10 protein-coding genes are annotated in these 13095 nt (G+C 63.2%); all 10 read left to right on the top strand.

All coding sequences use genetic code 11. The features are described from left to right. Entirely contained in the window at nt 1-777 is a 777-nt protein-coding gene (locus QD356_RS16975) for a molecular chaperone TorD family protein (RefSeq protein ID WP_192838751.1), read from the top strand. A gap of 85 nt (nt 778-862) precedes the next feature. After that, a complete protein-coding gene (locus QD356_RS16970; protein WP_192838750.1) occupies nt 863-1090 on the top strand; it encodes a twin-arginine translocation pathway signal in 228 nt (75 codons plus the stop codon). A gap of 214 nt (nt 1091-1304) precedes the next feature. Continuing rightward, nucleotides 1305-4151 carry a molybdopterin-dependent oxidoreductase gene (locus tag QD356_RS16965; protein WP_082388779.1) on the top strand — a complete coding sequence of 949 codons (2847 nt, stop codon included), beginning with the start codon at nt 1305-1307 and terminating at the stop codon, nt 4149-4151. A 130-nt stretch (nt 4152-4281) separates the two neighbouring features. Further along, nucleotides 4282-4941: a formate dehydrogenase FDH3 subunit beta gene (fdh3B, locus tag QD356_RS16960; protein WP_043333544.1), complete on the top strand. Its 660-nt coding sequence runs from the start codon at nt 4282-4284 to the stop codon at nt 4939-4941. Nucleotides 4942-4992: 51 nt separating this feature from the next. Next, entirely contained in the window at nt 4993-5997 is a 1005-nt protein-coding gene (locus tag QD356_RS16955; protein ID WP_225996579.1) for a formate dehydrogenase subunit gamma, read from the top strand. 302 nt (nt 5998-6299) lie between these two features. Next, complete coding sequence (locus tag QD356_RS16950; RefSeq protein WP_192838748.1) at nt 6300-6644, top strand: DUF1244 domain-containing protein; 345 nt, start codon at nt 6300-6302, stop codon at nt 6642-6644. 2 nt (nt 6645-6646) lie between these two features. After that, nucleotides 6647-7177 carry a molybdenum cofactor biosynthesis protein B gene (gene moaB / locus QD356_RS16945; RefSeq protein ID WP_192838747.1) on the top strand — a complete coding sequence of 177 codons (531 nt, stop codon included), beginning with the start codon at nt 6647-6649 and terminating at the stop codon, nt 7175-7177. Beyond that, a complete protein-coding gene (glp, locus tag QD356_RS16940) occupies nt 7167-8486 on the top strand; it encodes a gephyrin-like molybdotransferase Glp (RefSeq protein ID WP_192838746.1) in 1320 nt (439 codons plus the stop codon). The genes moaB and glp overlap by 11 nt, the downstream gene beginning before the upstream one ends. A 242-nt stretch (nt 8487-8728) precedes the next feature. Further along, nucleotides 8729-9535, top strand: a complete 807-nt coding sequence (locus QD356_RS16935) for a carbonic anhydrase family protein (protein ID WP_192838745.1) — start codon at nt 8729-8731, stop codon at nt 9533-9535. A 492-nt stretch (nt 9536-10027) separates the two neighbouring features. Further along, the coding region (locus tag QD356_RS16930) for an Ig-like domain-containing protein (RefSeq protein WP_279878400.1) at nt 10028-13095 on the top strand (3068 nt) is incomplete at its 3' end.

The raw sequence follows: 13095 nt of genomic DNA, 5'->3' as shown, positions 1-13095 counted from the left end.
ATGACATCACCCACGTCGACTCCCGACGACTTTGCAGCAGGTGGGACTGACGATCGTGCACCTGACACCACTGCGGCCGACTCTCTGATAAGCCATAGTGAAGAACAGCAGGCATTGCGCGCCGACCTCTACCGGCTGCTGGCGCGGCTGTTGCGCGCGGCGCCGGATGCGGAGCTGATCGACTTTCTGGCCGAACTCGACCATGACGCCATCAGCCTGCCCGGGGCCGCCGAGCAGCAACTGCCGCGCGCGCTGGCGTCGCTGTCATTGGCCGCCCGCGTCAGCGACTCGCGCCGGCTGGAAGACGACTTCTTCCAGAGCCTGGTAGGCGTGGTGCAGGGCGAGGTAGTGCCCTACGCCAGCTGGTACCTCACCGGCTCGCTGATGGAAATGCCGCTGGTCGCCCTGCGCCAGGACCTGAAACGGCTCGGCTTCGAACGCCAGAGCGATGTGCATGAGCCCGAGGATCATCTCGGCGCACTGTGCGAAGTGATGGCCATGCTGATCGATGAGGTGCCCGGCGAGCAGGTCAATTTCTTCCGCCGCCATGTGGCCAGCTGGGGCGAGCGCTGCTGCGCCGACCTCGCGGGACGCGAGAGCCCCTTCTATGCCGCCGTCGGCTACCTGGGGCAGGCCTTCCTGCGGGCAGAGCGCCTGAACCTCGGTGACTCGATCCCGCTGCATCCGGCGACCGAAAACAACTCTGGCAAGCAGGTGACGGCCGAGGCCGTCCAGCTCGTCACGCCAGCCAGTGTGGCGCCCGACGCAAGACAATGATGTCACGCATGACGTGAAGCAACATTCGAGACTGCAACGCTATCCAACTCGCATCACCCAGCAGCATTGCCGACAGGAGATCAGCATGAAGACTGATGACGCAAAAGACAGCCATAACCAGGCGCGCCAGGGGCGCCGCAAATTCCTGCGCGTATTGGGCGCCAGCACCGTAGGGGTTGCCGCAGCAGGGTCATTGGCCGGTGCCGTGATTCCGGACCAGGCCGCGCCAGAGGTCCCCGTCAAGGACAAGGGCACTGACAATTATCGCGAGAGTGATCACGTCAAGGCCTTCTACGCCACGCTGCGTGACTGAATGCAAGACAGACAGTGCCCTGAGCCTGCGCCATGTGCGCGGCCAGCGGCCTGAACAACGGGCAGCGCGGAGAGCTTTCCGCCCGCCATCGACAGTGACAAGTCGGCACGGATCAGGACTGCTCCTGATCTGAAAGACCGCCGCTCCCGACATTGCCCCCTGACCCGCTCACGCGGCCCGGGCAATGATTCGGGTGACGAGGAGAGATGATGTCATGCGACTGACCCCCACCCCCTCTGCCAAAGAGACCTCAGGACTCGGTATCAACCGCCGCCAGTTCCTGAAACGCAGCGGTGTCGCCACCGGCGGCCTTGCCGCCGCGAGCTTCATGGCCGCCCCGATGATGAAACGCGCCGAAGCCAAGACCGAAGTGTCTGATGCGCCGGTCGAGACGAAGCGCACCATCTGCTCACACTGCTCCGTGGGCTGCGGCGTCTATGCCGAGGTCCAGGAAGGTGTCTGGACCAAGCAGGAACCCGCCTTCGATCACCCCTTCAACCGTGGCGCGCACTGCGCCAAGGGCGCATCGCTGCGTGAGCATGGTCACTCTGACCGTCGCCTCAAGTACCCGATGAAGCTCGAAGGTGGCAAGTGGAAGAAGCTCTCCTGGGAGCAGGCCATCGAGGAAGTCGGCGACAAGGTGCTCGAGCTCACCAAGGAGCACGGCCCCGATAGCATCTACTGGCTGGGCTCGGCAAAGTTCAGCAATGAACAGGCCTACCTGATGCGCAAGTTCGCGGCCCTGTTCGGCACCAACAACGTCGATCACCAGGCGCGTATCTGTCACTCCACCACGGTGGCCGGGGTCGCGAATACCTGGGGCTACGGGGCGATGACCAACTCCTTCAACGACATGCACAACTGTCGTTCGATCCTGTTCATCGGTTCCAACCCGTCCGAAGCGCACCCGGTGGCCATGCAGCACATCCTGCTGGCCAAGGAGCGCTCCAACGCCGAGATCATCGTCGTCGATCCGCGCTTCACGCGGACCGCCGCCAAGGCCAACAAATACGTGCGCCTGCGCCCGGGCACCGATGTCGCCTACATCTGGGGCCTGCTGTGGCACATCTTCGAGAACGGCTGGGAAGATGAAGCCTACATCCAGCAGCGTGTCTACGGCATGGATGAAGTGCGTGCCGAAGTCGCCAAGTTCCCGCCGGCGGAAGTCGAGCGCATCACCGGCGTAGCCGAGGCCGACATGCTCGACGTCGCACGCCGCCTGTCCCAGAACCGTCCGGGCAGCGTCGTGTGGTGCATGGGCGGTACCCAGCACACTACCGGCAACAACAACACCCGCGCCTACTGCATCCTGGAACTGGCGCTGGGCAACATCGGCAAGTCCGGTGGCGGCGCCAACATCTTCCGTGGCCACGACAACGTCCAGGGCGCCACGGATCTGGGCCTGATGTCCCACTCCCTGCCGGGATATTACGGCCTCTCAGAAGGCGCGTGGAAGCACTGGTCCAAGGTCTGGAACGTCGACTTCGAGTGGATCCAGAACCGCTACGACCAGACCGAATATCACGACGGCAAGCCGATGCACACCAACGGCATCACCGTCTCGCGCTGGGTCGATGGCGTGCTCGAGAACCCGGACCGCATCTCCCAACGCACCGCGCTCAAGGCGATGTTCTACTGGGGCCATGCCGTCAACTCCCAGACCCGTGGGCCGGAGATGAAGAAGGCGATGGCCAAGCTGGACATGATGGTGGTGGTCGACCCCTACCCGACCATCGCCGCCGTCATGCACGACCGTACCGACGGCGTCTACCTGCTGCCGGCCGCGACCCAGTTCGAGACCACCGGCAGCGTGACCAACTCCAGCCGCTCCCTGCAGTGGCGCGATCAGGTCATCGAACCGATGTTCGAGTCCAAGCCTGACCACGAGATCATGTACCTGCTGTCTCGCAAGCTGGGCTTCGCCGACGAGCTGTTCCGCAACATCAAGGTCGAGGGCAGCGTGCCCGTCGTCGAGGACATCACGCGCGAGTTCAATGCCGGCATGTGGACGGTGGGTTACACCGCCCAGAGCCCTGAGCGCCTGAAGGCTCACCAGCAGAACTGGCACACCTTCGACTTCGAGACGCTCAAGGCGCGCGGCGGCCCGGCCAACGGCGACTTCTACGGCCTGCCGTGGCCGTGCTGGGGCACGCCGGAGATGGGTCACCCGGGCTCGCCCATCCTGTATGACACCTCCAAGACGGTGGCCGAGGGTGGCGGCAACTTCCGCGCGCGTTATGGCGTGGAGCACAACGGCACCAACATCCTCGCTGAAGGCTCCTGGTCCAAGGGCGCCGAGATCGAGGATGGCTATCCGGAATTCACCGACAAGCTGCTCAAGCAGCTGGGCTGGTGGGATGATCTGACGGCCGAGGAAAAGCAGGCGGCAGAAGGCAAGAACTGGAAGACCGACCTCTCCGGCGGCATCCAGCGCGTGTGCATCAAGCATGGCTGCATGCCGTATGGCAACGCCAAGGCGCGCGCCCTGGTGTGGACCTTCCCGGACCCGATTCCCAAGCACCGCGAGCCGCTGTACACCGCGCGTCGCGACCTGGTGAAGGACTACCCGACCTGGCCGGATTCCGAGTCCATCTATCGCCTGCCGACGCTCTACGCTTCCATCCAGGAGAAGGACGTCAGCGCCAAGTACCCGATCACCCTGACCTCGGGCCGCCTGGTGGAATACGAAGGGGGTGGCGAAGAGACACGCTCCATTCCGTGGCTGGCCGAGCTGCAGCAGGAGATGTTCGTCGAGATCAATCCGGCACTGGCCAATGACCAGGGCATCAAGGACGGCGACATGGTGTGGGTCGAGGGCGCCGAGGGCGGCCGCGTCAAGGTGATGGCGATGGTCACCGAGCGTGTCGGCCCGGATGTCGTATTCATGCCCTTCCACTTCGGTGGGCATTACGAGGGCGAATCCCTCGAGTCCCGCTATCCGGAAGGCACCGTGCCCTATGTGCTCGGTGAATCGGCCAATACCGCGACCACCTACGGCTACGACCCCGTGACCCTGATGCAGGAAACCAAGGTCACCTTGTGCCGCGTCAGCCTCGCCTGACTCGAGTGACGGCCGCGTCCCGGTGACGCGGCCCGGACGCAGCGCAAGACACGATCGGACGTATCCGTTACCAGAATCATCCGGCCTGTTGACCGAGGAACCCGGCGACAGGCCGTGAAGGAGAAGCACCATGGCCCAGATGAAATTTTTGTGTGATGCAGAGCGCTGCATCGAGTGCAATGGCTGCGTGACAGCCTGCAAGAACGCCAACGAGACCGAATGGGGCGTTCAGCGTCGCCGCGTGGTGACCCTGGACGACGGCAAGCCGAGTGAAGTTTCCATCTCGGTGGCGTGCATGCATTGCGATGACGCGCCATGCATGGCGGTCTGCCCCACCGACTGCTTCTACAAGACCGATGACGGCATCGTCCTGCACGACAAGGACATCTGCATCGGTTGCGGCTACTGCCTGTACGCCTGCCCGTTCGGCGCCCCGCAGTTCCCGCAGCAAGGCGCCTTCGGCGAGCGCGGCAAGATGGACAAGTGCACCTTCTGCGCCGGCGGCCCGGCCGAGAGCCCGGAAGAAGAGTTCGAGAAGTACGGTGCCAACCGCATCAGCGAAGGCAAGCTGCCGCTGTGCGCCGAGATGTGCTCCACCAAGGCCCTGCTGGCCGGCGATGCCGAGACCGTCTCCGACATCTTCCGTCAGCGTGTGGTCTACCGTGGCCATGAAGACGGCGCCTGGTCGCCGGTCGACAAGGCCAGCCACCCGGAGACGTCTGCCAACCTGACCACCAGCAGCGTTCAGCAGGCGGACCACCTGGCCTACGACGCAGCCCGCAAGGGGTAAGGAGGCGACATGCGCGCGCACTTTACAGCTTCACGGTTGACCGTGGTCGCCATGTTCCTGTGCCTGATGCTGGCCAGTCTCTGGCTGGCTCCTCAGGCACTGGCCGCGAACCCTGACGGCGAGATCGGTCAGGCGGTCGGCACGGTGGACGCCGATACCTGGCGGCAGGTCAAGGATGGGGGCAACTCCATCGACAGCCGTCATGACTCCAACTACAGCCTGATCAACCAGAGCGGCGAGACCTGGCGTCAGATCCGCAATCGCTGGATCTCACCGGGTGGCCTGATCGCACTGGGTGGCATGCTGGCCGTGCTGGTGATCTTCTACCTGCTGGTGGGACGCAACAATCTGGACCACCCGCGCAGCGGCAAGCTGATGCTGCGCTGGACGGCGCTGGAGCGTGCCATGCACTGGACGCTGGCGACGCTGTTCCTGACGCTGGCCATCACCGGCATCAACCTGCTGTGGGGCAAGTTCGTGTTCCGCAATGTGTTCGGGGACGTGTTCTGGGCCAACATGATCATGGCGACCAAGGTGATCCACAACTATGTGGGGCCCCTGTTCTCGATCATGCTGATCCTGGTGCTGGCCAAGTGGCTGAAGCTCAATCTTCCCAAAAAGCATGACCTTGACTGGTTCCGTCAGGGTGGCGGCATGATGAAGGGTAAGCATCCGGACGCCGGCTTCGCCAATGGCGGGGAAAAGGCCTGGTACTGGATTCTGGCGACGGTCGGCCTGGTAGTGATTGCCAGCGGGCTGGTGCTGGACTTCCCGATCTTCGGCCAGACGCGTGACAACATGCAGTGGGCCAATGTCTTCCACGGCATCGCCTCGCTGATGCTGATCGCGGTGTCCTTCGGCCACATCTATATCGGCACCGCTGGTACCGAGGGTGCCTTCGAGGGCATGAAGACCGGCTATGTCGATGAGACCTGGGCCAAGCAGCACCACAATCTGTGGTACGACGAGGTCAAGCAGGCCGAAGCGACGGACCCGGCAGCAGACCCCGCCACGGCGCCTGACGATAGCCTGGCACGTCAGCAACGTCCGAATTAGCGCGGCGTCAGACATCCGCAGGATGAGTGAAGATACGCCCGGTCAGGTTCGCCTGCCGGGCGTTTTCGCTTGCCAGCGCCCGCTCTCTCGCTTGCCAGCACAGTCTCTGCCACCCACTAGCGTTCCACCGGCTAACCCGCCTGCCAATCCGTCTGCCAAACCACAGACCAAACCACAGGCGTGCAGCGCTGGTTCACAGCTCTGCATTAGTTGCGTAAAGTTTCAGATATCCCGCCTGGGCCCACCAGGCACCCCGACAGCATGAAGGCTGGCGCTTAGCTGCGCCTTCTCAGGAGAATTCGATGAGCGATCCGACCCCTCAAGCCGTACAAGACCTGAGCCAACTGGACGAACAGACCCGCACCGAGCTGGAAGCGGCCGCGTTCCGTCGTCTGCTCAAGCATCTGGATGACAACAAGGATGTCCAGAACATCGATCTGATGATCCTCGCCGACTTCTGCCGCAACTGCCTGTCCAAGTGGCTGATGGCCGCTGGCGAGGAGCGCGGCGTGAGCTTCGATTACGACGCGGCGCGCAAGCATGTCTACGGCATGCCCTATTCCGAGTGGAAGACCCATCACCAGGCCAAGGCGACCCCTGAGCAGCTGGCAGCGCTCGAGGCACGTCAACAAGGCAAGAAGGACTGATCATGAGCGGCAATGACGAACAGATCGGCCTCACCATCGCGGTATTGACCGTCTCGGATACACGCACCGCAGAGAATGACCGCTCCGGCGATGCCCTGGTCGACAACCTGACGGCGTCTGGCCACAGCCTGCATGAAAAGCGCATCGTGCCCGATGACGTCTATCAACTGCGCGCCGTGGTCAGCGAGTGGATCGCGGACCCGGCCGTGCAGGTCATCCTGACGACGGGCGGCACAGGCTTCACCGGGCGTGACTCCACGCCGGAAGCCATTCGCGTGCTGCTCGACAAGGAAATCCAGGGCTTCGGCGAACTCTTCCGTCAGCTTTCACACCAGGAAGTCGGCAGCTCGACGATCCAGAGCCGCTGTCTGGGCGGGCTGGCCAACCGTACCGTGGTGTTCTGTCTGCCCGGCTCCACCGGCGCCTGCAAGACGGCCTGGAACGGCATCCTCAAGGAGCAGCTCGACAGCCGTCACCGCCCCTGCAACTTCGCCAACCTGGTGATTCCGGAGCGCGGAACCCATGCCCACTGACGCCAGTAAAGACCCGCATTCCCAGCCGTCGCCTTCCGCGGCGGCAGAGTGTAGCTGCGACGCCGTGCCTGTCGGCGCCAAGGGGCTGGCGCCCCTGGCCAGTGCACTCGCAGCGCTCCGTGACAGCTGTCCGCTGATGCCAGCCGAGCGCGTGGCAGTCAGTGACGCCGCAGGACGTGTGCTTGCCGAGGACGTGCATGCCGAGCTTGACGTTCCGCCTGCCGACAACTCCCAGATGGATGGTTACTGCGCCCGGGTGGCGGACATCGGTGACGGTGCCTGGCTGCCGATCAGTCAGCGTATCGCGGCAGGTCAGCCTGCCACGCCGCTGGCCGTGGCGAGTTGCGCGCGCCTGTTCACCGGGGCGGAAATCCCCGACGGCGCCGACGTGGTGGCCATGCAGGAAGAGGTGACACTGCGTGAAGGCGAAGATGGCACCACCCTGGCCTGGCTGCCCGGGCCTCGCACCCGCGGCGACAACATTCGCGTTCAAGGCCGGGATGTCAGCAAGGGCAGTCGATTGCTCTCGGCGGGCACACGACTGGACGCTGCCGCGCTGGGCCTTCTGTGTGGCCAAGGGGCAAGTCACGTGATGGTGCGCCGCAAGGTACGAGTGGCCTTGTTCGCGACCGGTGATGAACTGATCGAGCCCGGCCAGCCGCTCAAGCCCGGCCAGATCTACAACTCCAACCGCGTGATGCTCAGCCAGATGCTCAGCGACTTCGGGGCTGACGTGGTGCTGGCGCCACTCAATGTGGCCGATACCTTCGAGGCCACCCGTGACGCTCTCGCTTCGGCGGCGCAACAGGCTGACCTGATCGTCACCTGTGGTGGGGTCAGCGTCGGCGAGGAAGACCACGTCCGCCCCGCCATCGAGGCGCTCGGCAGTCTGGATCTGTGGCGCCTGGCCATCAAACCGGGCAAACCGCTGGCGCTGGGGCGTATCAACAGCCCCCGGGGTGACGCGGTGCGTGTCGTGGGCCTGCCGGGCAATCCGGTCTCCAGTTGGGTCGGTGGCTGGTTGTTCCTTCGTCCGTTACTGGGCGAGATGACCGACTGCACTGCATTGCGCGAGCTGAAACGTCTCACGGTACGCGCGGCCTTCTCAGCCCGCACTGCCATCCGTCAGGACCATCTGCGCGTCACCTTGGCGCCCGGCAGTGATGGACAGCTTGAGGCACATGCCTTCCCGGACCAGAACTCGGCGGTACTCTCCTCCTGCGCCGGTGCTCAGGCACTGGCCGTGATTCCGCCCCACGCACAGCTCAACCACGGTGACAGTGTGGAATGCCTGTGGCTCGAGCGCTGACACCGCTCCTCTCCCTGTCTTAACACCTGTTTTTACAACTGTCTTTACCACTGTCGTGAGTACTACCGCGATAACAGCCGCGACAACTGACGCTGGAATGCGACACCCTAGTGACACTCCAGCGTCATCTTGACCTCGCCCCTGAGTCCGGCACACTGACTGCCTTCATTCATCTGAGTTCTGACTGCCTACGGCGGCTCAGGACACTGATCGGTTACGGACTCTTGAGCAAGGACAACTCAATGCCAGCCTCTTCCTCGTCGCCCCGCGCGCTGTTACGCCCACTTGCCATGGCTGTGCTGCTTGCCACCACGTCGTCATCCTTGCCGGCGCTCGCCGATGACATTGCCACGTCGCCTGCGCCGGGCACGTCGGTCACTGAATGGAGCTATGCGAGTGAATCCGCGGATGACACCAGCGCCGGAGCCAATGGCCCCGAGCATTGGGGAGAGCTCACCCCGGGCTATGCCGAGTGCTCGGCCGGCAGCCAGCAGTCGCCGATCGATATCGACAGCCAGTCACGCACGCTGAATGAAGCGGGCCCGAAACTCGACTACCATTCGCCGCTGCTCGTCACGCGCGATACGGGCCACACCCTGCAGATCGAAGGGGCCAGCGGCAATACCATGACGCTGGATGGCACCCAGTACACCCTGTCGCAGGTGCACCTGCATGTGCCGTCAGAGCACGCCATCGACGGCAAGCGTGCCGCCATGGAAATCCATCTGGTGCACAGCACGCCGGAAGGCAAGCTGGCCGTGCTGGCCGTACTGGTCGAGGAAGGGCATGACAACCTGGCTCTCAGCCGCCTGTTGAGCCGCCTGCCCCAGCGCGGCCTCTCCGAGACCCTGACAAGCGGCCTGTCTGCCAATCTGCTGCTGCCGCGCGAGCATGCCGGCTGGCAGTACTCCGGCTCGCTTACCACCCCGCCATGCTCTGAGCCCGTTACCTGGTTTGTCATGCAGACGCCGATCGAAGCCTCCCAGGCACAGATCGACGCCTACCTTGAGTGGCAAGGCGGAGAGAATGCCCGCCCCCTTCAGCGCTGATTGAAACAAGGCGCGCCACGGACGACAAAGGCGCCACCCTCGCGGGTGGCGCCTTTTTCTATTCTCGAAACATATTTCATGCGTTTAAACAACGTATATGACCCCTCGATAGCCAACAGTTTATAAGTATACCTTAAATTAAAATCATTTTTTGCCGCTAAATTAACCAGTTAGCACTACTTGACCTTTAGTCTCGTAGCCGATTAGAAAAATCATACTCAGCGCATGATCCGAATGCCTCTCCCAGGCGTTATTGAATTTGACACTCAACTCCCCGATCTCCTTTAGAACAAAGGCTCAAGGAGGTGTCGACATAGTGAGCAGTGAAACCGAGGCGCCTAAGGAAAGCCCGAAACACAAATAAACTATGCTTTAACGGTGAGAATTGACGCCTGAGTACTAGAAAACTGACCCAGGTCATAATAACGTGTTAATTATTGATAATTAATAGAAAGTCGCGGATGCACAAGAAGTGCCATTGAGGATAACGATATGCCGGTAACTGCCAAGGTCGCTCCCCACGGTCAGCTCGCGGAACAGGAAACGGTCCTGCGTGAAGTCGACACCATTGCCCTCAATAGATCATCGGATGTCAGTCTGGACCTCCATCCTCGCGATATCGAGGTGATGACCCGCCAGGGAGACAACCTGCTTGTCACCCTCGAAAACGGGGAACTGATCACGGTCGAAAACTTCTACGCAGACCCCACCGAGCTCAGCCACCTGTATCTGCAAGGCGATGAGTTCGCCGGTGAGCTCTTTCAGGTGGGTCTGGGTGAAGCTGGCGCAGGGGGCGCTGTGCCCTTCACCAGTACCGCGACCTTGACGACGGCAGAGACGGCTCTCACTACCGCAGCAGCGGGTGCGGGCACTGCGGGTGCAGAAGCCGCAACGGGCGCAGGTGCGGGGGCTGGCATCAGCACCGCTGGCCTCGTGGCAGGCGGCGTGGCCGTGGCCGCCGGTGTCGGCGTAGCCGCTGCCACTGGCGATGACAGCTCCTCCTCAGATGAAGACACGACAGCGCCTGAGGCGCCTGTCCTCGACGAGACCAATGGCAACATTCTCACCGGCAGCAGTGAGCCCGGCGCCACTATCGAGGTCACCAATGCCGCCGGCGACAGCGTGGGAAGTGCCGTTGCCGATGCGGATGGCAACTTCTCGGTCGAGCTGTCTCCCAAGCAGGCAGCCGGCACCGAACTGACCGCCACCGCCACCGATGAAGCCGGCAACGTGAGCGAAGCCTCCACCGCAGTCACCGTGCCGCAGGATGCCGATGTCACGGCACCCAACACCCCGACCATCGCCGCCGCGACCGATGATGTGGAAGCCATCACTGGTGCGTTAGAGGATGGCGACAGCACCAATGACACCACGCCGACCCTGGGCGGTACTGCTGAAGTCGGCAGCACCGTCACTATCACGCTCGATGGTGATGTGATCGGCACCGCCACCGCCGTCAGCAACGGTGCCTGGAGCTTCACTCCAAACACAGAGCTTGGCGATGGCGCGCATGTCTTCAGCGTCACCGCAACCGATGCTGCTGGTAACGAAAGCGCTGCGTCTGCCGAGTTCACACTCACCGTCGACACTACCGCGCCGGATGCGCCGGTTCTGAGCGAGACCGATGGCACCACCGTCGCCGGGACCGGTGAAGCGGGCACCACGGTCGAGATCACCAATGCCAACGATGATGTGCTGGGAACAGCGGTCGTCGATGCAGAAGGCAGCTTCTCGGTTGAGCTCTCACCGGAGCAGGAAGCTGGCAGCACACTGACAGCCACTGCAACCGATGCGGCCGGCAATGAAAGCGCAGCGTCCGCGGCACTCGATGTGCCGGAGGACGCTGACGTTACCGCGCCGAACACGCCGACCATCACCTCCGCGACCGACGATGTGCCAGCCGATACCGGTGCCCTCGCCTCCGGCGACAGCACCAATGATGCGGCGCCGACGCTGACCGGCAGCGCCGAAGCCGGCAGCAGCGTCACCATCACCCATAACGGTGAGGAAATCGCGACAGTCACAGCCGATGCCAATGGCAGCTGGAGCTATACCCCGAGCACTGATCTCACCAATGGCGATCACGTCTTCAGCGTCACCGCGACTGATGCCGCCGGCAACGAGAGTGCGGCCTCTGGCGAGTTCACACTCACCGTCGACACCACCGCGCCAGATGCCCCGATCCTGTCCGAGACCGATGGCGAGACGGCCAATGGCAGCACCGTCAATGGTAGCGCCGAGGCCGGCGGCACCGTCGAAATCACCAATGGTGATGGCGATCTGCTGGGCAGCGGCACTGTTGCCGATGACGGTACGTTCAGCATCACCCTGTCTCCGAAGCAGGAAGCCGGCGCTGAGCTGACCGCTACCGTCACTGACGCTGCGGGTAACGAAAGCCCAGCCTCCGATGCCCTGGTGGTGCCGGAAGACGCTGACGTGACTGCGCCAAACACGCCGACCATCACTTCCGCGACCGACGATGTGGCAGCCGATACCGGCGCCCTCGCCTCCGGCGACAGCACCAATGATCCGACGCCGACCCTCACCGGCAGCGCTGAGGCCAATAGCACCGTTACCATCACCCACAACGGCGAAGTCGTTGATAGCGTGACGGCGGATACCAATGGCGCCTGGCGCTATACCCCGAGCACTGAGCTCACCGATGGCGATCACGTTTTCAGCGTCACCGCGACCGATGCTGCCGGTAACGAAAGCCCGGCGTCTGGCGAGATCACGCTCACCATCGACACTACCGCGCCAGATGCGCCGGTTCTGAGCGAGACCGATGGCGAGACCGCCAATGGCAGCACCGTCAATGGTAGCGCCGAGGCCGGTGGCACCGTCGAAATCACCAATGGTGATGGCGATCTGCTGGGCAGCGGTACTGTCGCCGATGACGGCACCTTCAGCATCACGCTATCTCCGAAGCAGGAAGCCGGCGCTGAACTGACCGCCACCGTCACTGACGCCGCGGGCAATGAAAGTGCAGTCTCTGACACCCTGGTGGTGCCGGAAGACGCTGACGTTACCGCACCGAACACGCCGACCATCGCTTCCGCGACCGACGATGTGGAAGCCAATACCGGTGCCCTCGCCTCCGGCGACAGCACCAACGATGCGACGCCGACGCTGACCGGCAGCGCCGAAGCCGGCAGCAGCGTCACCATCACCCATAACGGCGAAGTCGTTGATAGCGTGACGGCGGATGCCAATGGTGCCTGGCGCTATACCCCGAGCACTGATCTCACCGATGGCGATCACGTCTTCAGCGTCACCGCGACCGATGCCGCCGGCAACGAAAGCCCGGCGTCTGGCGAGTTCACGCTGACAGTTGATACTTCAGCACCGGATGCGCCGGTTCTGAGCGAGACGGATGGCGAGACCGCCAATGGCAGCACCGTCAATGGTAGCGCCGAGGCCGGCGGGACCGTCGAAATCACCAATGGTGATGGCGATCTGCTGGGCACCGGCTCTGTTGCCGATGACGGCACGTTCAGCATCACGCTGTCTCCGAAGCAGGAAGCCGGCGCTGAACTGACCGCCACCGTCACCGACGCCGC

This window comes from Cobetia sp. 2AS, from assembly GCF_029846355.1.
GTDB classification, from domain to species: Bacteria; Pseudomonadota; Gammaproteobacteria; order Pseudomonadales; family Halomonadaceae; genus Cobetia; species Cobetia amphilecti.
Note: the sequence above shows the minus strand (reverse complement) of the source record. Positions and strands in the feature narration are given on the sequence as shown.

Excerpts from the sequence above, each read along its gene's own strand:
- QD356_RS16975 (WP_192838751.1), top strand. The coding sequence starts at position 1 with ATGACATCACCCACGTCGACTCCCGACGACTTTGCAGCAGGTGGGACT.
- QD356_RS16970 (WP_192838750.1), top strand. The coding sequence starts at position 863 with ATGAAGACTGATGACGCAAAAGACAGCCATAACCAGGCGCGCCAGGGG.
- QD356_RS16965 (WP_082388779.1), top strand. The coding sequence starts at position 1,305 with ATGCGACTGACCCCCACCCCCTCTGCCAAAGAGACCTCAGGACTCGGT.
- fdh3B (WP_043333544.1), top strand. The coding sequence starts at position 4,282 with ATGGCCCAGATGAAATTTTTGTGTGATGCAGAGCGCTGCATCGAGTGC.
- QD356_RS16955 (WP_225996579.1), top strand. The coding sequence starts at position 4,993 with ATGTTCCTGTGCCTGATGCTGGCCAGTCTCTGGCTGGCTCCTCAGGCA.
- QD356_RS16950 (WP_192838748.1), top strand. The coding sequence starts at position 6,300 with ATGAGCGATCCGACCCCTCAAGCCGTACAAGACCTGAGCCAACTGGAC.
- moaB (WP_192838747.1), top strand. The coding sequence starts at position 6,647 with ATGAGCGGCAATGACGAACAGATCGGCCTCACCATCGCGGTATTGACC.
- glp (WP_192838746.1), top strand. The coding sequence starts at position 7,167 with ATGCCCACTGACGCCAGTAAAGACCCGCATTCCCAGCCGTCGCCTTCC.
- QD356_RS16935 (WP_192838745.1), top strand. The coding sequence starts at position 8,729 with ATGCCAGCCTCTTCCTCGTCGCCCCGCGCGCTGTTACGCCCACTTGCC.